At 63.4% G+C, this 20,656-nt stretch carries 22 protein-coding genes and 1 pseudogene; 6 read left to right on the top strand and 17 right to left on the bottom strand.

Features of this window, described 5'->3' with window-relative positions; genetic code table 11:
• Positions 1–4: 4 nt before the first annotated feature.
• From VIL88_RS06760 to VIL88_RS06735, 6 genes and pseudogenes are all read right to left on the bottom strand, one after another.
• Complete coding sequence (locus VIL88_RS06760; protein ID WP_331987184.1) at positions 5–1,093, bottom strand: CgeB family protein; 1,089 nt, start codon at positions 1,091–1,093, stop codon at positions 5–7.
• Entirely contained in the window at positions 1,090–2,181 is a 1,092-nt protein-coding gene (locus VIL88_RS06755; protein ID WP_331987182.1) for a CgeB family protein, read from the bottom strand. Before VIL88_RS06755 ends, VIL88_RS06760 begins: the two co-directional genes overlap by 4 nt.
• Positions 2,178–3,308, bottom strand: coding sequence for a CgeB family protein (locus VIL88_RS06750; RefSeq protein WP_331987508.1), 1,131 nt, complete (start codon positions 3,306–3,308; stop codon positions 2,178–2,180). Before VIL88_RS06750 ends, VIL88_RS06755 begins: the two co-directional genes overlap by 4 nt.
• 2 nt (positions 3,309–3,310) lie before the next feature.
• Positions 3,311–4,435: a glycosyltransferase family 4 protein gene (locus tag VIL88_RS06745; RefSeq protein WP_331987181.1), complete on the bottom strand. Its 1,125-nt coding sequence runs from the start codon at positions 4,433–4,435 to the stop codon at positions 3,311–3,313.
• Positions 4,432–5,505: pseudogene (locus VIL88_RS06740) on the bottom strand (NAD-dependent epimerase/dehydratase family protein); the annotation flags it as partial. The pseudogene VIL88_RS06740 and the gene VIL88_RS06745, both read right to left, overlap by 4 nt.
• Positions 5,506–5,510: 5 nt before the next feature.
• Entirely contained in the window at positions 5,511–6,617 is a 1,107-nt protein-coding gene (locus tag VIL88_RS06735; protein ID WP_331987179.1) for an NAD-dependent epimerase/dehydratase family protein, read from the bottom strand.
• Positions 6,618–7,006: 389 nt separating this feature from the next.
• Between VIL88_RS06735 and VIL88_RS06730 the strand changes: the two genes are divergently transcribed.
• Genes VIL88_RS06730 through VIL88_RS06720 form a run of 3 tightly spaced genes read left to right on the top strand, consistent with a single transcriptional unit; the run spans position 7,007 to position 9,645 of the window.
• Positions 7,007–8,368 carry a UDP-glucose/GDP-mannose dehydrogenase family protein gene (locus VIL88_RS06730; protein ID WP_331987178.1) on the top strand — a complete coding sequence of 454 codons (1,362 nt, stop codon included), beginning with the start codon at positions 7,007–7,009 and terminating at the stop codon, positions 8,366–8,368.
• Positions 8,369–8,387: 19 nt separating this feature from the next.
• Entirely contained in the window at positions 8,388–8,651 is a 264-nt protein-coding gene (locus VIL88_RS06725; RefSeq protein WP_331987177.1) for a hypothetical protein, read from the top strand.
• A gap of 7 nt (positions 8,652–8,658) precedes the next feature.
• Positions 8,659–9,645 carry an MDR/zinc-dependent alcohol dehydrogenase-like family protein gene (locus tag VIL88_RS06720; protein WP_331987175.1) on the top strand — a complete coding sequence of 329 codons (987 nt, stop codon included), beginning with the start codon at positions 8,659–8,661 and terminating at the stop codon, positions 9,643–9,645.
• Positions 9,646–9,718: 73 nt separating this feature from the next.
• On the opposite strand, the gene VIL88_RS06715 is transcribed toward VIL88_RS06720, so the two are convergent.
• From VIL88_RS06715 to VIL88_RS06700, 4 genes are read right to left on the bottom strand one after another with little or no spacing between them, the layout of a single operon-like run.
• The gene (locus VIL88_RS06715; RefSeq protein ID WP_331987173.1) at positions 9,719–10,657 is read right to left on the bottom strand and encodes a beta-xylosidase; all 939 of its coding nucleotides are present in this window, start codon (positions 10,655–10,657) and stop codon (positions 9,719–9,721) included.
• On the bottom strand, positions 10,654–11,412 hold the full coding sequence (locus tag VIL88_RS06710) for a TIGR04290 family methyltransferase (protein WP_331987172.1): 759 nt from the start codon (positions 11,410–11,412) through the stop codon (positions 10,654–10,656). The genes VIL88_RS06715 and VIL88_RS06710 overlap by 4 nt, the downstream gene beginning before the upstream one ends.
• A 19-nt stretch (positions 11,413–11,431) precedes the next feature.
• Complete coding sequence (locus VIL88_RS06705) at positions 11,432–12,031, bottom strand: histidine phosphatase family protein (protein WP_331987171.1); 600 nt, start codon at positions 12,029–12,031, stop codon at positions 11,432–11,434.
• Positions 12,028–13,131 (bottom strand): inositol-3-phosphate synthase, encoded by a 1,104-nt coding sequence (locus VIL88_RS06700; RefSeq protein WP_331987169.1) that lies wholly within the window; start codon positions 13,129–13,131, stop codon positions 12,028–12,030. Before VIL88_RS06700 ends, VIL88_RS06705 begins: the two co-directional genes overlap by 4 nt.
• A gap of 52 nt (positions 13,132–13,183) precedes the next feature.
• On the opposite strand from VIL88_RS06700, the gene VIL88_RS06695 reads away from it, so the two are divergent.
• The gene (locus VIL88_RS06695; protein ID WP_331987167.1) at positions 13,184–14,950 is read left to right on the top strand and encodes a hypothetical protein; all 1,767 of its coding nucleotides are present in this window, start codon (positions 13,184–13,186) and stop codon (positions 14,948–14,950) included.
• Between the two features lie 114 nt (positions 14,951–15,064).
• A complete protein-coding gene (locus VIL88_RS06690) occupies positions 15,065–15,841 on the top strand; it encodes a Crp/Fnr family transcriptional regulator (protein WP_331987166.1) in 777 nt (258 codons plus the stop codon).
• On the opposite strand, the gene VIL88_RS06685 is transcribed toward VIL88_RS06690, so the two are convergent.
• Both VIL88_RS06685 and VIL88_RS06680 read right to left on the bottom strand, forming a co-directional pair.
• A complete protein-coding gene (locus tag VIL88_RS06685; protein ID WP_331987165.1) occupies positions 15,834–16,310 on the bottom strand; it encodes a response regulator in 477 nt (158 codons plus the stop codon). The two genes, VIL88_RS06690 and VIL88_RS06685, sit on opposite strands and share 8 nt — an antisense overlap.
• A 51-nt stretch (positions 16,311–16,361) precedes the next feature.
• Complete coding sequence (locus tag VIL88_RS06680; RefSeq protein ID WP_331987163.1) at positions 16,362–16,610, bottom strand: DUF2934 domain-containing protein; 249 nt, start codon at positions 16,608–16,610, stop codon at positions 16,362–16,364.
• A gap of 128 nt (positions 16,611–16,738) precedes the next feature.
• On the opposite strand from VIL88_RS06680, the gene VIL88_RS06675 reads away from it, so the two are divergent.
• Positions 16,739–17,017, top strand: a complete 279-nt coding sequence (locus tag VIL88_RS06675; protein WP_331987162.1) for a hypothetical protein — start codon at positions 16,739–16,741, stop codon at positions 17,015–17,017.
• 3 nt (positions 17,018–17,020) lie between these two features.
• Here the strand turns inward: VIL88_RS06675 and VIL88_RS06670 are convergent, their stop codons facing one another.
• From VIL88_RS06670 to VIL88_RS06650, 5 genes are read right to left on the bottom strand one after another with little or no spacing between them, the layout of a single operon-like run.
• Positions 17,021–17,209 (bottom strand): hypothetical protein, encoded by a 189-nt coding sequence (locus VIL88_RS06670; protein ID WP_331987160.1) that lies wholly within the window; start codon positions 17,207–17,209, stop codon positions 17,021–17,023.
• A gap of 37 nt (positions 17,210–17,246) precedes the next feature.
• Positions 17,247–18,374: a YihY/virulence factor BrkB family protein gene (locus tag VIL88_RS06665; protein ID WP_331987159.1), complete on the bottom strand. Its 1,128-nt coding sequence runs from the start codon at positions 18,372–18,374 to the stop codon at positions 17,247–17,249.
• A 6-nt stretch (positions 18,375–18,380) separates the two neighbouring features.
• Positions 18,381–19,421, bottom strand: coding sequence for a DUF3618 domain-containing protein (locus VIL88_RS06660; protein ID WP_331987158.1), 1,041 nt, complete (start codon positions 19,419–19,421; stop codon positions 18,381–18,383).
• Positions 19,421–19,837: a phage holin family protein gene (locus tag VIL88_RS06655; protein ID WP_331987156.1), complete on the bottom strand. Its 417-nt coding sequence runs from the start codon at positions 19,835–19,837 to the stop codon at positions 19,421–19,423. Before VIL88_RS06655 ends, VIL88_RS06660 begins: the two co-directional genes overlap by 1 nt.
• Positions 19,837–20,649: a hypothetical protein gene (locus VIL88_RS06650; protein ID WP_331987155.1), complete on the bottom strand. Its 813-nt coding sequence runs from the start codon at positions 20,647–20,649 to the stop codon at positions 19,837–19,839. Before VIL88_RS06650 ends, VIL88_RS06655 begins: the two co-directional genes overlap by 1 nt.
• Between the last annotated feature and the right edge of the window lie 7 nt (positions 20,650–20,656).

Raw genomic sequence — 20,656 nt, 5'->3', positions numbered from 1 at the left:
CCTTTCAAGCAGAGGGACGAATGGCTTGGGCATGCTTGCCCAGGATGGCGAGAAGTTCGCCGGCGCGCGCCGTGGCGGTATGTTCCGCCAGGACATGGCGGCGCGCCGCCGTGGCCATGGCATTGCGCTCGGCATCAGTGGTGTCGCGCAGGGTGCGGATCACGGTAGCGGTATCGAGGGCAAGCACGATGCTGCCAGAGGGGAACATCTGGTCGAGCCCTTCCCAGATGTCGCCGATCAGCGGCGTACCACAGGCCCCGGCCTCGAACAGCCGAACGCTGGGGGACCAGCCGGCAGCAATCATGTCGGCGCGGGTAACGTTGAGGGTGAAACGCTGGCGGTTATAGAACGAACGATGCTCGGAAGGGGGCAGGTGTTCGATGCGCTCGACATTGTCCGGCCAGACGATGTCGGCGGGGAACTGCGAGCCCGCGACCACGAAGCGGCGCTCCGGCATTTGCCGGGCCGGCTCCAGCAGCAGCCGCTCCAGCGCCGGCTGGCGATCGGGGCTGTAGGTGCCGAGGTAGCCCAGATCCCATTCCTGTGCTTCGCCGGTCGGACCATAGCGGTCGGCATCGACCGAGCAATAGAGCGGCAGCGCGGCGCGGGCGCCGAATTCAGTTTCGAGCCGCCGGAGAAGCGGTCCGCCGGAAAAGGAGAGATAGCTGTCAAACAGCGGTATCTGCCGCCGCGCCAGGTATTCCTCGTCGCCGCGACCGAGCTTGGCCAGGGTAACCGGCGTGTCGATGTCATAGAAGTGCCAGTTGGGCAGCGCCATCGCCGACAGCGCGTCGATTACGGCGACCCCTTCGGGCACATAGGAGCCCACGATCACTGCGCCGGCCTGCCTGAGCGTTTCGGTGTGGCGCTCCAGCAGTTCGGCGACGCTGCCATAGTAGTCGAGCGTGCAGAAATCGGGATTGGGCAGGTCGCGGCTACTAGCGTACCAGGGCACGTCCCGTTCCAGGAAGAGGACACGCTGCCCATGCGTCTGCAGCCCATGAATCAGCGCCCGATAGGTCGTCGCGTGGCCATTGCCCCAGGACGAAGAGAGCGACAGGCCCAGAATGACGATGTCGTAGTGGCCGCTCATTCGGCGGCCTCGCTGTGGCGGCGGGCGGCGCTGCGGAACACGCGGTCGGCCTCCTCGGCCCGATGGGCATAGGTGTGCTCGCGCAGCACCCGATCCATGGCGGCGGCACCGATCTGGCGCGCGCGTTCAAGCGTCAGGCCGGAGAGGATTTCGGCGACATCCTGCCCGTCGCGGGCGACTAGAACTTCGTCGTCGGGTGCCAGAAAAAGCGGAATGCCTTCCCAGTAGTCGGTGATGAGGCAGGCGCTGGCGCCGGCCGCCTCGAAAACGCGCGTTGCCGGGGAGAAGCCGGTCTCCGCCATGCTGGAGCGCGAGATGTTGAGCACGGCCTTGGCCGAGATGTTGAAGGCATTGTGGTCGGCGGTGCCGACATGGCCGAGATAGTTGACATTGCTCGACATGCCTTTGTCGCCCCAGCCGGAGCCGCCCAGCACGAACCGCTGCGACGGCATGCGCGAGGCGGGCGCGAGGAAAAACTCCTCCACCCGTGCTTCGCGGTCGGGCAGGCGATTGCCCAAAAAGCCGAGATCGCCAAAGAAGCGTGGATTGGCCTCCACGGGGTGGTGCGTGTGCGGATCGAGGGCATTGTAGATGGGGATGCACTCATGTGCGCCAATCTCGCGATAGGCATTGATCACCGGGTCGCCGCCGCCATAGGTCAACACCAGGTCGATAGTCTCGAGCGCCTTGCGCAGCGGATGGCCGGCATTGGCGCGCAGCTCGGCCAGGGTTGCGGGTGCATCCACGTCCCAGAAGATGCGGAGGGCGTGCGGGGCGGCATGCCGGAGAACTTCCTCGAGCAGCAGGTCGTCCTCGAAGCCGACGCCGCTGGCCTTGATCACGATATCGGCCTTGGTGGCCTCTGCCGTGACCTGCTTCAGCGCTTCGACCGTGCCGTCATAGACGACGACCCGGCACCAATCGGGGGGATCAATGTCGCGGTTCTTCTGCCGGTCGTAGACGTCCGGCTCGTAGAAGGTGATATCATAGCCCTTTTCGGCCAATGCCCGCAGCATGCCTCGGTAGTAGGTAGCCGCGCCGTTCCAGTAGGCTGAAAGGATGCTCGATCCATAAAAGGCGATCTTCACGCGACGGGCTCCAGGGTTTCGAGTTGGCGGGTGACCTGCGCGCTGCCGACCTGGCCGAGTACGGCAAGCAGTTCATCGACGCGGTGACGGCAGGTGTGGCGGGCAAGAATAGTCTCAAGGCCGCTGGCGGCAAGGCTGCGCGCCAGGGCAGGATCGGTGGTGACCTCGTGCAGGAGGCGCTGCATCTCCTCGCCATTCTTGGCGAAAAGGAAGTCCTTGCCGGGGCGGAACAGGCCCTCGGCATCGTTCCACGGGGCCGACAGCAGCGGAATACCGGCGGCAAGCGCTTCGAAGACCCGGATGGTGGGAATGCCGGGAAGCGACTGCACATAAGGCCGGCGCGGGATGTGCAAGGTTACCTTGTGGCTGGCAAAGGCTGCGGGCGCATCGGCATTGGCGATCCAGCCGCCATAGGAGAGACCTGCCCGGCGCACCGCGGTAATGGCCTCTTCGGGGTAGCGCACGCCGCGCACAGTGCCGCTGAGGCCAAGGGCGGCAGCGGGTTCGATCAGGAACTCGCTGATCTCGGCGGTGCGCTCGTTGTCCCCCCAATTGCCGATCCAGATCAGGTCCTGCTCGCGCTCGATCTCGGGGTGCGGGTGGAACAGCGTGTCGTCGGCCGCCTCGTGCCACGTAAAGACCTGGCTGCCCCAGCCGGCCCTGAGGTAGCGCTCGCGCAGCGTCTCGCCGAAGGCAAGGATGCCGTCATAGTCCTTGAGCAGAAGGCCCGCGATATCCTCTTCGGCCGATACGGCCCGATGATGGGTGTCGTGGAACAGGAGCGTGAAAGGGGCGCCATCGCGGCGGATGCGGCCGATGCGCTCCACAAGCGCCGGCTCGGTCCATTCATGCACCAGAACCACATCGGCATCGGCTAGCGCCGCTTCATGGTCGAAACCAGGCCCATACTGCTCGGAACGAAGCTCGGGGAACTCGCGGGCGAAACGGTCGACCGCCGCCTGTCCTTGCGTCTTGATGAGATTCTGCCGGCTCCAGGCATCCACCGGCTCCAGCGCCAGCGTCCGGTGGCCGCGCCGCACCAGGTCGCGCATCACGCCGCGCAGAAAATGGGCATTTCCGTGGTTCCAGTCGGAGACGAGGGAATGGGTATAGAAGACAAAGCGCAAGGTCACGCCTCCTGAATATGGGCGGGCTGCAGCAGATCGGCATAGATCGACTGCATGGCGGCGGCTTGCGCGGCGAGCGTATAGCGCCCGGCGCGTTCCTGCGCGCGGGCGGCATAGTCGTGCCGCAGCACATCATTGGATGCCAGTTGATTGAGTGCCGCTGCGAAAGCCTGGGGGTCGTCGGCGGGCGCGAACAGCGCGGCACCGTCCCAGAGCTCGCGGTATGTCGGGATGTCGGCAAGAACCAGCGCCGCGCCCGCCTGTGCTGCCTCGAGCGCGGCGAGGCCAAAGGGTTCATAGCGCGACGGCGAGGCGACGATTGCGGCTTTGGTCATCCACTGCTTGACCTCGGAATGCGGCAGTTCACCGAGCGCTTTTACATGCTTGAGCTCTTGCCACTGACCGCTTGGGCCATGGACGGGACCGGCCATGAAAAGGGGCCAGGCAGAATGCGGTGCAGCTTCGTCGAGCAGCGCGCCGTTCTTGCCTTCGTCCCACCATCGGCCAGCGGCAAAGACGAGCTCTTCCTTGGCCAAGCTTTCGGGGCGGGCCGTGGAGCAATTCCAGACCACATGGAGGTTGGCGATCTTGCCATAGCTGTCGCCCAACATGGCCGCGTGCCCATGACTGGGCGCCACCACCGCATCGGCATGGTCGAAGCCCTCGCGATTGCGCCGGCGCTGCCAGTCCCAATCAGCGGGAACCGCGCTGTGCCGGACGGCGGCGAACCATGTGACGACGCAGGAATGCGAAACAGCGATAACTGGAATATCGAGGCTGAGGCCTGCCGCCTGGGACGGCAGGTTGAGGTGAACGAGATCGATCTCGTGTGCCTCAACGATCTGGCGGAGAAGATCGGGAATGCGATCAAGCGCCGTCTCGTCCTCGGTGATCCAGTCGAGCGGCGCATCGAGCCAGAGCAGTTGACCGATCTGCTCTGCTTCCGCGCGCTGCGCCGCACTTGGCTGGGGCCCGAGGCCGGCAAAGGTGAAGCGATAACCTTCCCGCGTCATGGCGATGGCAAGATCCATGGCATAGCGCCACACGCCGCCGACGGCGTCGAGCGTCATCAGGATGTGTGGCCCTTGTCCTGCCCCAGACGTCGTTGCGGACACCGCAAGGCTCATGCCCGCACCTGCCGCGCCTCGGGTGCCGTCTGCTGTTCGCGGGCCATCAGCCACTCGGCGAGATCGCGCAACCCGTCGCGCCAGCCGATGCGCATGCGCCAGCCCAGTTCGGCTTCGAGCCGGCTGGTTTCGGCGACGAAGTAGAGCTGGTCGCCTTCGCGCCACGTGTCATGCCCCACGGTCAACGGCGAGCCGACGAGATGCTCGATTTCCTTGAGCACCATATTGAGGCTGACGGCATTGCGCGGTCCGCCACCCAGGTTGAAGGCGCGGCCGCGCACAGTCTCGATCTGCGCCAGGGCTGCCCGGTAGGCGGCGACGGCGTCGCTGACATGCAGCACGTCACGCACCTGCTTGCCATCGCCATAGATGGTGATGGCTTCGCCGCGCAGGGCCCTGATCAGGAAGTGGGCGACCCAGCCCTGGTCCTCGGTGCCGAACTGACGCGGACCATAGATGCAGCTCATGCGCAGCACGGCGGTGGGGATGTCGTAGGAGCGGTCGTAGTCGAGCACATACTGATCGGCCACGCCTTTGGAACAGCCATAGGGCGTGCAGAAATCGAGCCGCCGGTCCTCGTTTATGCCGCGGGCGCGGATCAGTTCGTCGGCCGGCGTATGGCGGCCGTCCTGCTCGAACAGGCGGAGGTCGTCGAGGCCGCCATAGACCTTGTTGGTGCTCGAAAAGATCACCGGGGCCTTGCGGCCGCCCTTGCGCACGGCTTCCAGCACGTTGAGCGTGCCGCGGGCATTGATGTCGAAGTCTTCGCCCGGGTCGACGAGGCTCGTGGTCACCGCCGTCTGCGCGGCAAGGTGAAACACGGCGCTGGCACCCGCAAGCGCTGGCTCGATGGCGGCAGCGTTGCGAATATCGGCGACGACCACCGTGAGGCGGTCGCCGTGACGCTGCTTCAGCCAGTCGAGGTTCTGGTTGACGCCATTGCGGCTAAGATTGTCGAGGACGGTGACGGATTGGCCGTCACCCAGCAGTGCATCGGCAAGGTTGCTGCCGATGAAGCCCGCACCGCCGGTGATGACGATGTTCCCCCCTTTGGTGCCGGACGGGTTTGCATCCATCATGAAACAAGGCCTCGCTCTTCGAGTTGACGCCGCATCTCGGCGCCGCGATCGACCGCCTGGGCCTGCCGGACCCATTCTGTCATTTCGTCGAGCGAGTCCTCCAGCCGGAAGCGGGGCTCGAAGCCGAGCAGCTCGCGCGCCTTGGAGATGTCGGCAAAGCAGTTGCGGATGTCGCCGGAACGCGCCTTGTTCATGATGTCGGGGCCCAGGTGGGGCACGCCCATGGCGCGGGCCAGCATGTTGGCGATGTCGGCAATGGCATAGGCATTGCCGCTGCCCACGTTGATGACGTGGCCGGCGGCCGAGCGCTGCTCCAGCGCCAGGCGGAAGGCGCGGGCGACGTCGCGTACATGCACGAAGTCACGCTTCTGCTTGCCGTCCTCGAAGATCATGGGCGGCTGGTTGTTGATGAGGCGCGAGGCGAAATTGGCAAGCACACCGGTATAGGGGTTGGAGAGCGCCTGGCCGGGGCCAAAGACGTTGAAGAGACGCAGGGCGACCGCCTCGACACCATATGCCTCGCCGAAGATCAGCACGGCGCGTTCTTGCGCATATTTGGTCAGCGCATAGATCGAGGCGAGGTCGACCGGCTTTTGCTCATCGGTCGGCGCAGGCGTGAGGGCAACGCCATCAGCGGTGACGGGCTCCCAGCGACCGGCCTTGATGTCCGCGCTGCGGCGGCGCACCGAGCCGAAAGTGGCGCCATCTTCGGAGCGGTAGAGCCCTTCGCCATAGACGCTCATCGAGGAGGCGACGACGATGCGCTTGATCGGCAAGTCGATCATGGCCTCGAGCAGCACCGCGGTGCCAAGGTCGTTGCCGCCGACATAGCGGGCAATCTCATACATGGACTGGCCAACGCCGACTTCGGCTGCGAGGTGAACCACGCCGTCGATGCCCTGCAGAGCTTCGCTCACCGCAGCCTTGTCGCGCACATCGGCACGCACCAGTTCAACGCCTTCCGGCACGGCCGCTGCCGCTTCGCCGTGCACCTGGTCGATGAGGCTATCGAGCACCCGAACCTTATAGCCCTGTTCAAGCAGTTCCTCGGTTACGTATCGTCCAATGAAGCCGCAGCCGCCGGTAATCAGTATCTGTTTCATGGTGCCCATTGCGAAGGTAAGTAGCTGCGACAGGAAGCGTTCCTGGGCGGACAAGTTCCGCCAAAGATTTGATCGCCGCTGACTCAAGCGTGTAGGAACCGAAGGCACCGTGGATGAATCGCCCGGAACCGGCGCCCGAGAGGCGTAAGTGAAAGCTTGGTGTCAGGTCGGCGGAAGGGTGTGCCGATTATCCTGCGTTAATCGATGCATCTCCTCGTTGCCGCAAACGAAATTCGACGTTGTAGAGCTGTGGCCCCCAACCACGGGGCGAATCCCGGTGCCGCCGCCACCAGCATTCGACCCGCGCAAGCATCTTCATCAGGAACAAAGCTGTCATTGCCCTGTTGCTGGAATAAGCTTCGCTGAAGCAGATCGAAAGGGCGTCGAGTATGAAGATCCTGGTTCTGGGTGCAGGTTATGTCGGTCTGACCACAAGCGCATGTCTTGCCGAACTGGGTCACGAGGTGACCTGCTGCGACATCGACGATACCCGGGTGGCCTCCCTGAACCGGGCCGAAGTTCCAATTTTTGAGCCGGGCCTGTCCGAACTGATCGCCGCACAGATGGAAGCGGGCCGGCTGCGCTTTTCTGCAGACGCCGAGGCCATGGCCGGAGACGTTGCAGCCGTGTTTGTCGCCGTCGGGACCCCTTCGGCACCAAACGGCGACATCGACCTCTCCTATGTCGAGGCGGCAGCGATCGGCATTGCGCCGCACCTGCGGAAAAACGCTGTTGTCATCATCAAGTCGACCGTGGTCGCGGGCACCGCGCGGCGCGTCAAGAAGCTGGTCGACGCCAGCCGCGGCACGAGCGACATCGCCGTTGCGTCCAATCCCGAATTCCTTCGCGAAGGATCGGCGATCAATGATTTCCTGTGTGCCGACCGCATCGTCATTGGCGTCGACGACGCGTCGTCCGAGGCGCTGCTGCTCGATCTCTATAAGCCGCTGACCGACACCGGCATTCCGCTGCTGGCCACGCAGACCGTCAATGCCGAACTCATCAAATATGCGGCCAACGCCCTTCTGGCGCTCAAGATAGGCTTCATCAACGACGTGGCCGATCTCTGCGAAGCCCTGGGCGGCGACGTGTCCGCAGTTGCCGACGGGATCGGCCGCGACCACCGCATCGGCGGGGCGTTCCTCGCCGCCGGCCCCGGCTTTGGCGGCTCCTGCTTCCCCAAAGACACGCGTGCTTTTGCCAGTACGGGCCGCAAGTTCGGCGCGCCCCAGCCGCTGATCGAAACGTTGATCGACAGCAACGAGGCGCGCAAGGCCGCCCTTGCCGACCGCATCATCACCGCCACCCCCGCGCGCGGCCGGGTCGCCGTGCTTGGCACCAGCTTCAAGGCCAATACCGACGATGTGCGCGAGGCCGCGGCCTTGACCATCGTGCCGCGCCTGATCGAAGCCGGCCTCGAAGTCCATGCCCACGATCCGCAGCCGGGTGCTGCCAAGCCGTTGCTGACAGGCGTGCAGTGGCACGACACGGCGATGGAGGCGGCCCGGGGTGCCGATGTCACGGTGGTCCTGACCGAATGGGACGAGTATCGCGCCCTCGATCTCCTGCGGCTGGCCAAGACCATGCGTGGGCGGCAGCTCCTTGATTTCCGCAACATCCTGACCGGGGAGGCGGCTGCTCGGGCGGGCCTCCACTACCACGGCATCGGCCGGCCTTCCGTGGCCCCGAAGCCGGTGCGGCGCGGGCAGGGAAGCGCCGCCAGCCTACAGGTTGCCGCATCGCCAGCATAATCAGAAGAGGAGCCTGAACATGAGCAGTTCCCACAAGACCACCGATCACGACGAAATCCGCAAATGGGCCGAAGCCCGCGACGGCCATCCGGCCAAGGTCGATACCGGCGGCAAGGGCGGCATCCTGCGCATCGACTTCGGTGAGCCGGAGGACAATCTCACCCAGATCGAGTGGGACGAGTTCTTCAAGATCTTTGACGAGAACAAGCTCGACTTCCTTTACCAGGAAGAGACCAGCGACGGCGGTAAGAGCCGTTTCAACAAATTCGTGAACCGCGACTGAGGTCGATATGAACGTTGCTATGTCCCCGCCGTCGCAGATGCAGGCGGCGGTGGTCACCGGTCCGGGCACCATGACGGTCGAGACCCATCCGCTTCCACAGCTGGGCGCCGGCCAGGTCCGCGTGCGGCTCGAAGGCTGCGGTGTCTGTGCGTCCAACCTCACACCATGGGCCGGCCCGGAATGGATGAAGTTTCCCACCGAACCCGGCGGCCTAGGTCATGAAGGCTGGGGTGTCATCGATGCCGTGGGCGAAGGCGTCCAGGACCTCCAGGTGGGAGACCGGGTCGCTGCGCTTTCCTACCATAGCTATGCCACCCACGACATTGCCGAGGCCGATGCGGTGGTAAAGCTGCCGGCCGCCCTCGACGGCGTGCCTTTTCCCGGTGAGCCGCTGGGCTGTGCCATGAATATCTTCAAGCGCGCCGAGATTTCGGAAGGCCAGACGGTTGCCATCATTGGCATCGGTTTTCTCGGTGCCCTTCTAACGCAACTGGCTGTAGCGGCCGGCGCAAGGGTTATCGCCATCGCCCGCCGTCCCTTTGCGCTCGACCTCGCCACACAGCTCGGCGCGGCCGAGACCATATTGATGGATGACCACTGGAAGATCATCGAGCGGGTCAAGGAGCTGACCAATGGCGTCTTCTGCGACCGCGTGATCGAGGCCGTGGGCAAGCAGTGGCCGCTCGACCTTGCCGCCGAACTCACCCGCGAGCGTGGCAGGCTGGTGATCGCCGGCTACCATCAGGACGGCCCGCGTCAGGTCAACATGCAGATGTGGAACTGGCGCGGTCTCGACGTGATCAATGCGCATGAGCGCGATCCGCGCATCTATATTCAGGGTATTCGCGACGCGATTGATGCAGTGGTGGAAGGGCGGCTCGATCCTGCGCCGCTCTATACGCATCGCTATCCCCTGGAAGAGCTCGACACAGCGCTGGATGCGACGCGCGACCGGCCCGATGGCTTCCTCAAGGCGCTAGTGCTTTACCCCTGACACGGTGAACCAATAAACGAAAGGCCGATGCAGCCAGCGCTGCATCGGCCTTTTTGCTTGGCATAGGCAGAACCTAGACCAGGGCAGCTTCCGCTTCGAGAGGCCGCGCTGCCTGGACGGCCTGGCGGGGCGCGTAGCGTTCGATCATCTGAGAGCAGAAGGCGGCAAATTCCTCGGGCACCTGCGGTGGACTGGTGTGATGAGGCGCAATGCCGCGATGCTCGGGCGTGAAACAGAAGGTGACGGTGACGTCGAAGTCCTCCAGCGCCTGCATCTGGCGGTCGAACCAATCCAGCGCATTGGGGCGGAAGCTGTCGGCCCAGGAGAGGCCGGTGCGCAAATGCGTCACGCCCAGGCGTTTCATCCAGGCCACGGCATCGTCGAGCCGATGGTCATGGTAGTGGAACCACTGCACCACGCCCATTTCCGGCGTGTGCTTTGCAAACTCCTCCGCGGCCGGCTTGGGCGTGCCGTCCTGACGGAGCAGGCCCATATAGAAGTGCCGGTAGTAGGAGGAGCCCTCCGCCTCGCGGTGGCGAGTCGTCGCTTCCCACTCGCGTGGCAGGTCATAGAGGCTGTACCACTGGATGCGCGCGGCATTGCCCCGGAGCAGTTCGGCCGTGCGCTGCAGGCCCCAGAGCTGCACTTCTTCAGCACCAAAGGTCGAGACGCCGACCTCGCTGACCCAGACGGGAAGATGAGTGATGGCGCGAATGTCCTCGAGCTTTTGCGGCCATTCGTGGATCTGCCACAGGTTCCAGTCGAGCGGAAAGCCATGCACGGCAACGGCGTTGACCCGATCGAGCACGCCATATTCCTTCATCCGGGTCATGAATCCGGGATCGATCGGCGAGATGCCGCCCAGCACGCGGGTCACGTCGGGGTTGGCGGCCGCGATGGCATCAGCGGCCAGGTTGACCATTTGGCCGAAGCGCACCCATTCCGGATCTAGCTCTGGATCCCAGTGTGACTTGTTGTTCGGCTCGTTCCAGATCATTGCGGCTTCGATCATGTTCTGGCTCCCTGCTTTGGATAGACTGGAATGGCGTGCTCTGGCTGTTGAGCCGTGCGGCACACATAGACTTCGGCTTCTGGATGAGCCGTGATCTCGAAGCCGGAACTGCGGAGCATGGCTTCAACACAGGCGGCATTGGGCACCCACCAGTTGGTGGGGTCGTCGGAATAGCGATGCTCGATGAAGTGCATCTTGGGATAGGACGGCTCGTTGAACAGGGCCACTTCCGAGAAGGGATAGTTTTCGGCCACTTCTCCCACCTCCTTGCTGCCCCGCTGCATGGATTGGAAGATCAGGAGGTCCTTGGCGACATGCTCGCGGATGAGGTCTAGCGCCAGTAGCGGGTGCCGCAGGTGGTACAGGACGCCCATGAAGATCACGACGTCGAACTTCTCGCCGAGCGACCCAACGTCGTAGACGGAGAGCTTCCGGAACTCGATGTCGACTTCCGCCACTTCCGCCGCGAACCGGGCCTGGTTGAGATAGACGTCGTCGAAATCGACGCCGAGCACGCGATCGGCGCCGCGCTTCTTCATCTCGATGGAGTAGAACCCGGCATTGCAGCCAATATCGAGCACGGTCTTGCCCGTAAGATCGGCTGGAATGGCATTGGCAAATTTGCGCCACTTCATGTTGGGGTAGTCGCCCAGGAAGTGGTCGGGCGCGGTTCGAACACCGCCCAGATCGATATTGTGAAACCAAGGTCCCAAGGCTTCGACCTGCTGGCGAATTTCTACGGCAGACAATGGCATGACGCGTACCTTGCTCTGGTTAGGGGGTGATCTCGTTCAGCGTGATCAGTTTGCTGCCCCAGTCGCCCACCACCAGGGTGGTGATGGAGGCGGGGGAGATGTCGAAGCGCTGCCACGCATCGATGGGCAGGCCGAGGAGGTGGCCGACGATGGCACGGATCACGTCGGCATGGCTGACCAGGGCGCTTCTTGTGTCGCCCGGTTGCGCAACGAGCTGCCGGACGACATCAATGGCGCGGCGCTGGACATCGAGCATGGTCTCGCCGGTCGGCGTGGCTGCCAGGCTGCGCTGCTCGTTCCAGTGCCGCCATTCGGGGCGCGTGTTGAGCTGGTCAAACGTGCTTCCCGACCATTCACCGAAGTCCACTTCGTCCAATGCCTCGACGGTTTCGACCGGCATTCCACCACGAGCCGCAGCAACGGCCTCGGCGGTTTGCTGCGCCCGCTCCCGCGGGCTGGAATAAAGCGCGTCGAACTGTTCGCGGCGCATTCGTTCGCCCAGGCGCTGCGCCTGCGCGAGGCCGTCAACGCCGAGGGTAATTCCAGACGTGCGTCCAGCCAGGTAGAGGCCCACCTGGTCATGCGCGGCGTGGCGCAGCAGAAAAATGGTTGCCGTCATTCGGCCGCGCCAAGCAGGGGCTCGTCGACGCCGGCGATGAACTCTTCCGTGCGCCGACGCGCCTCGGCGTCGGTAAACTGCGTGGGCGGCGACTTCATGAAATAGCTCGAAGGGCCGATCAGGGCGCCGCCGATGCCGCGATCGAGCGCGAGCTTGGCGCAGCGGACCGCGTCGATCACCACGCCTGCCGAATTGGGCGAGTCCCAGACCTCGAGCTTGAGTTCGGCATTGAGCGGAATGCCGCCAAAGGTTGTTCCCTCAAGGCGGATATAGGCCCACTTGCGATCACTGAGCCACGGCACGTGGTCGCTGGGCCCGACATGGATATCCTCGGCGGGCAGCGGCACATCGATCTGGCTGGTAACCGCCTGGGTCTTGCTGATCTTCTTGGACTGAAGCCGCTCGCGCTCCAGCATGTTGAGGAAATCGGTATTGCCGCCGAAATTGAGCTGGTAGGTCCGGTCGAGCTTGACCCCGCGCTCCCGGAACAGGTTGGCGAGCATACGGTGCACGATGGTCGCGCCGACCTGGCTCTTGATGTCGTCGCCGACGATGGGCAGGCCGGCGGCAGCAAAGCGCTGCTCCCATTCGGGTTTGGAGGCGATGAAGGCGGGAATGCAGTTGACGAAGCCGCAGCCAGCTTCCAGGGCTCGCTCGGCATACCATTGCGTGGCCAGTTCCGAGCCAACCGGCAGGTAGGAGACAAGAACGTCCACCTCGGCGCGGCGCAGTTCTTCCGTCACGTCGGCAACGGGTTCCTCAGCTTCTTCGATCTCGTCTTCGAGATACTTGCCGATGCCGTCCAGCGTGTTGCCGCGTTTCACGATCACCCCAGTGGGCGCGACATCGGCAAAGCGGATGGTGTTGTTGGGAGCGGCATGGATAGCTTCTGCCACATCGCGGCCGACTTTGGTGTTGGCGACATCAAAGGCGGCGACCACCTCGATATCGGAGACATGATAGCCACCCAGATTAACATGCATTAATCCCGGCACCGGTTCGTTACCATCGGCATCACGATAGTAGGTTAGTCCCTGCACCAGTGAAGATGCGCAGTTTCCAACGCCAACTATGCCGATGCGCACCTTGCGTGCCGTCATTGAATGCTCCTGAAAAACCCTTGATCATGAGACCAACGGGACCCCGCAAGCTTTGTTCCTGCTCAAACAGGGAGAAGTGCCGATTATGCTGGTTTTCGGGGACGTTGCGCGGTGGGAAGAGGCCCAGGAGATGGCGGCCGAGATCGCGCACCGCTTCGATGATTGGCTCGCGGCGTCCCCGGGCATGAAGCGGCACCAGCAACTGGCCGGAGCCTTTATCCGCACCGGCGAACTGGTGCAGGCAGTGGTCGACAGCGAGTTCGCGGAAAGCAAATGTGATGAAACCACTGAACGGCGTCATATCGGCGAGGCACTGCTGGTCAGATTGGCACGGGCAGTTGCCGCCTCGTGGGATAGCGATGGGCGCGAGGTCGTGCCGGTGGACTGGTTGGACCCTCTGCGTACCCTGGCTGATGCTGGTCGTCTCGAGACAAAGCGGGCGGAAGGCTATGCCTTTTACGCCCTCTACCCTGAGGCCTATCTCGCGGCTGCGCGCGAGGCCGGATTAGGAGCGGATACGACGGTCATCGGCATCCGCAGCATAGGGGCGGGGCTTGCCGCCGTCGTCGCTGCGGGGCTTGGTGTCGGCCGCATTCACACGGTGCGGCCGGTCGGCCACCCGTTTGCGCGGCGTGTCGAGATCGGACCTGATCTTGCCGCCAACATCCTGGCGGGGAGGGGCGACTTCGCGATCGTTGATGAGGGGCCGGGTCTGTCCGGCAGCTCGTTCAACTGTGTTGCTGACTGGCTGGTGCAGCATGGCGTGGACGACAGCCGCATCCATTTCTTTCCCAGCCACGCTGGTGACCTGGGTAGCCATGCCAGCTCCGAGCACTGGGAACGGTGGACTCGTGCCCGCAAGCACGTCCTCAGTTTCGAACAGGTCATTCTCAATCCCGCGAAGCACCATCAGCGTCTTAAGCACTGGATTGCCTCCGCTGTCGGCCCGCTTGAAGGCCCGCTTGTAGACCTTTCGGGCGGCGCCTGGAGGGAACGCTGGTGTGGTTCCGAACAGATCTGGCCACCGGCCGATCCAGCGATGGAGAAGCGCAAGTTCCTGGCGCGTGCCGGAGGCAAGGCGTGGCTGGCCAAGTTCGTTGGCCTCGGCGCCAGCGGCGAGGAGAAGCACTTGCTGGCGCAGCACCTCGCCGAAGCTGGCTTTGCACCTGAGCCTCGCGGCCTTTGCCACGGCTTCCTGATCATGCCGTGGGTGGAGAGGGATGCCAACAGCTCCGCCGGACCGCCGCTCGAGCGAGTAGCTGACTACCTGGCGCGGAGAGCCAGCCTGCCCGTCAGCGTGCCGGGTGCGAGCACGGGAGCGCTGTTTGAAATGGCGCTGCACAATCTGGGCGAGGCTTTGGGAAAGGGCGCTGCTGACAAGATCGGCAGTGTCCTCAGGAACCCGGAGCGGTTCACGCCCATTTACTGCGCCACCGACAACCGCATGCATGAATGGGAATGGGTGCAGGCGGACGGCACCTGGCTCAAGCTCGATGGCCTGGATCACCATGCCGCGCACGACCTGATCGGCTGTCAGGACATCGCCTGGGACCTCGCCGGAGCGAAAGTGGAACTGGGTCTGGCAGAGCAACAGGGACAGGAACTGACCGCATCGCTGGAACAGCGCATCGGCCGCACCATCCCTCCCGACTACCTTCGGGCAATGGAGCTTTGCTACATTGCCTTTCAAATTGGACTTTGGACCATGGCGCAGTCCAGAAACGGCGAAGTCGAGCGCCAGCGAATCAAGGCATTGCTCCGACGCTATGAAGATCGTGCGGCGCGTTTACTTGGCTCAACCTTGAACCATCTTGGGTGAGCAACGTTGATAACGTATGTTAGCAAAGGCGATGGTTACGGGTGCTATGGTCCCCACCATTGCTGGCTTGGTGACGGCATCATCCAATCCGCTTGGAAATGAGACTCTCGATCCATGATCACTTCGCAAGTTGTTGACAGGCACGAATTCGTGGAAGCGGCTGCCGCGCGGCCGGCGCTTATCTCAGACGTCTTCATCCGGCGCCTCCACGCATTCTATCCGCTACAGGCGCACGAGGCGGCTGCGGTCGCTGGCCTGATCAAGGATGTGAGAACAGTCCCGAGTCATACTGAGATACTGCCCGAGGGGCGCCCGGCCAAGGAAGCGGTGGTGCTGTTGGAAGGACTTGCCTGCCATTATCAGGTGCTGGATACAGCCCGGCGGCAGATGACCGGCTTCATTGTCCCCGGTGACCTCTGTGACTTTGGCTTCCTTTCGTCCAGCCCGGTCCGCCAGTCGGTGATGTCACTGGGATCGAGCACCATTGGCCGCATCGAGCTCGAACAGCTCTCAGCACTTGCCGACAAGTTGCCCAACATCATCGTGGCAGCGATGCGTGGTGCCTCCATCCAGCAGGCCTCCGCGCGGCAACTGGTGATCAGCCTTGGTGCGCGAGACGCCATGCAGCGCATGGCGCATTGCCTTTGTGAAATCTACAGCCGGCTCAAGGTCGTCGGACTGGTGAGCAGTTCGGGCCAGTTCGACCTGGCGTTGACCCAAGCTGAACTGGGAGAGGCCCTTGGTCTCTCCACCGTGCACGTGAACCGCACGATCCAGCAGCTGCGCAAGCAAAAGCTGATCACCCTGGCCAATGGCAAGGTGACTATCCTCGATTTCGCCGGACTATCCGGGCTGGCCTCGTTTGATGGCCATTATCTCCTGCCTAATTAGTCGAGGATATGCCGCGCGCCAGAGCGCGCGCAAAGGTCTGCATCGGTGCCTGGCGCGACAGGATCGCTGGCATGGAAGCGGCAATCTTATGCGCCTTGGGGCGCTGCGTCATCGCTACAATCTCGCCGATGAGCTTCTCTGCCTCCACTGGCTTTACCATGACGCTGCAGCCGCGGAAACGCGCTGGGATGGGCTCACCCTCATAGGACGTGAGGAAAAGGATCGCCACACCCTGCTCGAGCAGGAGGTCGGCCACGCCGAACACGGCCTCGCCGTGAAGGTAGAGGTCTAGTACGGCCGCATCGATCTTGCGGCGGCCGATCAGTTGCGTGGCGTAGAATGGCGTCGGGGCAGGGCCGAGTACTGTAGCGCCCACTTCCCGCAAGTCCCGGCAGATCGCGTTGGCGAGCACCGTATCGTCCTCGACCACGACAATCCGCATGCCGGTCAGATCTGGTTGTGCCGTCATGTTGGCCCCCACTTCAACCTGCGCTGCTCGCCGCCGAGCAGCAAACACATGCTAAGCCTGTTTCCTGGACAGGTGCGTATCGCGGCCTTCTGCACTGCCGGACTGACCCTGATCCTGAGGTGGCTCCTTCTGCAGCAAGGCGTCCGCCTCCCGCTGGCGCAGACAGCGGTCGAGCGCGGTGAACCAATATTCCTTTTCCCGCCCGTGCGGACGACCGTCATTCTCCCAGAGGAAATAGGCCGTGTCGCGCACTTGCGCTTCAAAGTCCTTGTCGATCCACGGGTCGTCAGCTTCAGGCATATCGGCTCCCTGCGGGTGTTGTAGAGGATCAACCCTCAAATCCGCTTTTTGTTCATTTGGTTGCGCAGCACTTGGTGCGGTTCGGCACCGGGTGGGAACCAGATCGGCGCGCGTGGCTTGATAGAGTTATGCAAGCACCCACGACTGACCAGATCCGAGACAGCATCGACAGCGGCAAGACCGGCGAAAAGGTCCGCATGCCTGACCCCGCTGCTGCGCCACTTGGCACTGATGCCGAGGCTGGAGGCAACACGCCAACGGCGCAGGAGCGACGGCTTGACGTCAAGTCCACGCCACGGCACGAGCGAGCGCCTGCCCATCCCGCCACAGGTTCGGCTCTGTATTTCGCGGCCATTGCCGCGCTTGCGGTCGCGATCGTCGTCATCGTGCTGATCGCTGCACCGTAGGGCTCAGCGCTGCACGAAATAAAAGATCGTGCCGAAGACTACGATGAACAGGATCACCGCCAGGATGACCCTTGCCATGGATCCCATCGGGTTCTTCCCCAAGACCGCGCGTTCTGCCGCGCCGCGTCCTTGCTCGGTCAGGGCGATATCCGTCTCCGGGCGAGGATCGTTGTCGTTCGAGGTGGTTGGCATTGTCGCTTCCAAGGTTGCGGGAATGGTCGGTGTCGCCTTATTGGCCGTCACGACGGCGCAGCGCGCCCAGCGCCAATGCGGCCGGTAGGGCAAAGGCCATGGTCGCCCAAGAGATGCGCTTGCGCGGCGGCCGAATAGGTTTTTCCAGCTTGTGACGATCGGGGGGCCAGGCGCGGCCCACGCTGTCGGCCATGTGCGCGCCCCGCTCGCCAAGCGGTTCTTCTGGGCCGGTTGTCGTGTCGCGCGCCGTTTGATGCTCAATCTCGGAGTTGAGCTCGGCACCGATAATCACAAGCGTGACCGTGATCCAGAGCCAGGTCATGAGCCCGATCGTGGCGCCGAGGGAGCCGTATGCAGCGTTGTCGTCGGTAAAGTTCGAGACGTACCAGGAGAACACCACCGAAACGAGCCCGAAGAGTGGAACGATCAGGATGACCCCAGGCGTGATCCAGCGCCATTTGGCCAATTCGCGGCTGGGCCCCCAGCGGTAGAGCGTGGCGAGAGCCAGCAGCAACACCGCGAGCATGATGATGTAGCCCGCAATCCGCACCGCCCATTGCAGCCCCTCGCCCAGCGGCAGGAAACCGATGATCGCGGGGAGGGCGATGATCACCGCCAGCACGATCACGGCCGATACGGCCATGCCGAAGGTAAACAGCAGGCCCATCGCATTGAGCCGGATAAAGGAGCGCCGCTCTTCCTCGCCATAGGCAATGTTCATGGCCTCAAATAGAGCCTTCACGCCGGCGCTCGCACTCCAAAGCGCGACGGCAAGGGAGAAGATGAGGGTGATCCCCAACGTGTTGTTGCTTTCGGTCGTGAGCCGCGTCAGCTGGTCACGCAGCACCTGAAGGACGGAGGGCGGGGCAATTCCCGTCAGCAGGTCGACCTGCGCCACCACCGAAGCGGGATCATTGAACAGGCCATAGATCGAGACCACAGCTGTCAAAGACGGCACCAGGGCCAGCAGCATGTAGAAGGTCACACCTGCCGCAACCAGCAGGATCCGGTCTTCCATGATGGCACGGTAGAGGCGCCAGACAATATCAAGCCGACCCGGCCCAGGAATCTGGGTCGGGTCGGTGGCATGACGGCCGCGATTTGGTTGCGCCGCGTTCTGGCGGTCAAGATCGAGTTCAGGGGCCGCCGGCGCTTCGTCGGTCAATTGCTATCAGGTCTGGCTGCTGGAGGTTTGCGTGATGCCGTCCTTGGCCTGCTGGTAGATTTCGCCGGTCTTTCCGGCGACTTTGTCATGCAGGTCGGCGACCTTTTCCTTGCCTTCTTCATAAAGGCTCGCGGCCTGCTCCGTGGCTTTCGCCTTGAGCTTATCTGCAGCCTCGCCCATCACGGCATCTTCCTGCTCCGTATGTGGCAGGGCCGTGCCCAGAGCTGCACCCAGAGCGAAAGCCAGGGCGCCGCCAACCAGGGGCTGATCGCGGAACTGGTTGATGATGGTCTCGTTGAGACCGCCCATCTGGCCCATCATGTTCGAGCCGGCGTGGCCGGCGCGACGACGGCCGGCATGGAGGGCGTCGCGTGCATCATGCATGCGCTCCCGTGCCATCTTCCAGGTATGCGAGGCCCAGCCCGACGCTTCGTCGAGGAGGTTGCCCGCTTCGTCGCGAATATGGACGACGCGCTCACCCGCCGAGTTGGCAAAGCCCTTAAACCGGTTGCCAGTTTCGTCGGTGAAATGTCCGGCACGACGGCCCATGGAGTCGGTGCGTGCGCGGAACTTCTTGCCGCTTTCGTCGAGGAATTCGGCAAAGCGGTTGTGGCTTTCGCCAGTCTGGCTGACGCGGGTTAGGCTGGAGCCGCTGATGGTGGCGACGGGATAATCCACGTCGTCATAATCATAGTCATCGAAGCCATCGTCGAAGTCATCGACGTCGCCGGTATAGCCGCGGTTGCGGTTGATGGAGTTGTCCCATTGCGCGTCGGACGAACCGGCGGCTGGTGCCGGCTTGGCCATGAGCCAAGCAAGGCTTACGCCAAGCAGGGCAACCGGCAGCGGATTTGCCGTGACGTTGCGCTGCAGGCTCGACAGGAATTCTCCGCCGCCGCCCTTGGTATAGGCCAGCATTTCGTCGACCAGCTGGCCGGGCGACAGTTTCTGCTGGATTTCGTCGATGGTGTTTTCCACCCGGTTGCGCTGCTGTTCGAGCTCGCGCTGCAGTTCGGCGGACGTTTTATGTTCTGAATCGTGAGCCATCAGAGCCTCTCTTTAACAATGTCGGCATCGCGGCCAAGCGAGGCAGCGGTTCGGTTCATGTTGAGGTTGCTTGCACTCAAAGCGTGCATGCCGCGGTTGATGAAAATGAACCCGATGATGCCCACGACGACGGTGACGATGCCCGCCGCAATCGCGTTGGCGAGGGTTGGATCCATGCCCTGGTTGATGAAGAAGGCACCAAGGAGCATGACGATGGCGCTGAGCAGAACGCCCAGTGCGCCAAGGGCGAGGATGGCACCGATGACCAGCGACACAACGCCGGCCATGGTCGCCGAAAGCTTCTCGGACGCTTCAGCTTTTGCGAGCTGGATTTCCTTGCGGAACAGGGTCGAGATGTCGCTTGCCAACCCGCCCAGCAGTTCCGCCAGAGGACGGCCTTCGTTTGTCTGGGACATTATTGGTTTCCTCCCGAGGTCGAGTTGCTGGACCAGTTGGTGCCCGACGACGTGGAGCCGGTCGAGGACGAGCCATAGGAGCCGGAACCGCTGCTGGTTCCGGTGCCGGACGTGCCGGTGGAGCCGTAGCTGCTTGTGCCGCTACCTGTCCCCGTACCAGACGTGCCGGTGGAGCCATACGATCCCGAGCTGCTGCCGGAGGTGCCGGTGGAGCCATAGGAACCCGACGGCGTGTAGGAACTGGACGAACCGGAAGGCGAATAGGAGCTCGATCCGGTCGAGCTGCCCGACGTGGTCTGCTGGTGGCGCTGGGCCGAAGCGAGGGCGAAGCGGCTTGCCACGAAACCGGCAAGCGCCGCCGCGCCCAAGAAGGCGAGGGGCTGCTGGCGACCGAAGGCCTGCGCCTTGTTCATCAGCTGGTCGACGTCGTTGTTTTCCACCTCGCGACCCATACGGGAAATCCCCCCGGCCAGGTCACGCGCGTAGCGGGCGATTGTCTGCTGCTCGGACTGGTCGAGCTCACCGGCCACCTTGGATACGGCGTCGGCAATGCCGTTGATCTGGCCCGCGAACAGGTCCTTCTGATCGGTTGCGAAGGACTTCGCCTTCTCGGTCGCACCAGAAATCTGCTCACCGGCCTGCTGCTGCAAGGCCCTTACCTGAGCCGCAGCCTCTTCCGTTATGCCTTGCAAATCGCGCATGGCAGTTTCGGCGACAGCGCTGCCATCGGCCTGTACACGGTCGGTCAGTTTGTCGTTGGAGGACAGGTTTTCCTGTCCGGACTGAGGATATTGGGGATCGGAGGGATTCATGTTTTTG

Source organism: Devosia sp., from assembly GCF_036563435.1.
Lineage (GTDB): Bacteria > Pseudomonadota > Alphaproteobacteria > Rhizobiales > Devosiaceae > Devosia.
Note: the sequence above shows the minus strand (reverse complement) of the source record. Positions and strands in the feature narration are given on the sequence as shown.

Excerpts from the sequence above, each read along its gene's own strand:
- VIL88_RS06715 (WP_331987173.1), bottom strand. The coding sequence starts at position 10,657 with ATGATCGAAGCCGCAATGATCTGGAACGAGCCGAACAACAAGTCACAC.
- VIL88_RS06655 (WP_331987156.1), bottom strand. The coding sequence starts at position 19,837 with ATGTCCCAGACAAACGAAGGCCGTCCTCTGGCGGAACTGCTGGGCGGG.
- VIL88_RS06670 (WP_331987160.1), bottom strand. The coding sequence starts at position 17,209 with ATGCCAACCACCTCGAACGACAACGATCCTCGCCCGGAGACGGATATC.
- VIL88_RS06660 (WP_331987158.1), bottom strand. The coding sequence starts at position 19,421 with ATGGCTCACGATTCAGAACATAAAACGTCCGCCGAACTGCAGCGCGAG.
- VIL88_RS06700 (WP_331987169.1), bottom strand. The coding sequence starts at position 13,131 with ATGACGGCACGCAAGGTGCGCATCGGCATAGTTGGCGTTGGAAACTGC.
- VIL88_RS06745 (WP_331987181.1), bottom strand. The coding sequence starts at position 4,435 with ATGAGCCTTGCGGTGTCCGCAACGACGTCTGGGGCAGGACAAGGGCCA.
- VIL88_RS06690 (WP_331987166.1), top strand. The coding sequence starts at position 15,065 with ATGATCACTTCGCAAGTTGTTGACAGGCACGAATTCGTGGAAGCGGCT.
- VIL88_RS06675 (WP_331987162.1), top strand. The coding sequence starts at position 16,739 with ATGCAAGCACCCACGACTGACCAGATCCGAGACAGCATCGACAGCGGC.
- VIL88_RS06705 (WP_331987171.1), bottom strand. The coding sequence starts at position 12,031 with ATGACGGCAACCATTTTTCTGCTGCGCCACGCCGCGCATGACCAGGTG.
- VIL88_RS06735 (WP_331987179.1), bottom strand. The coding sequence starts at position 6,617 with ATGAAACAGATACTGATTACCGGCGGCTGCGGCTTCATTGGACGATAC.
- VIL88_RS06725 (WP_331987177.1), top strand. The coding sequence starts at position 8,388 with ATGAGCAGTTCCCACAAGACCACCGATCACGACGAAATCCGCAAATGG.
- VIL88_RS06685 (WP_331987165.1), bottom strand. The coding sequence starts at position 16,310 with ATGACGGCACAACCAGATCTGACCGGCATGCGGATTGTCGTGGTCGAG.
- VIL88_RS06680 (WP_331987163.1), bottom strand. The coding sequence starts at position 16,610 with ATGCCTGAAGCTGACGACCCGTGGATCGACAAGGACTTTGAAGCGCAA.
- VIL88_RS06720 (WP_331987175.1), top strand. The coding sequence starts at position 8,659 with ATGAACGTTGCTATGTCCCCGCCGTCGCAGATGCAGGCGGCGGTGGTC.
- VIL88_RS06730 (WP_331987178.1), top strand. The coding sequence starts at position 7,007 with ATGAAGATCCTGGTTCTGGGTGCAGGTTATGTCGGTCTGACCACAAGC.
- VIL88_RS06760 (WP_331987184.1), bottom strand. The coding sequence starts at position 1,093 with ATGAGCGGCCACTACGACATCGTCATTCTGGGCCTGTCGCTCTCTTCG.
- VIL88_RS06710 (WP_331987172.1), bottom strand. The coding sequence starts at position 11,412 with ATGCCATTGTCTGCCGTAGAAATTCGCCAGCAGGTCGAAGCCTTGGGA.
- VIL88_RS06650 (WP_331987155.1), bottom strand. The coding sequence starts at position 20,649 with ATGAATCCCTCCGATCCCCAATATCCTCAGTCCGGACAGGAAAACCTG.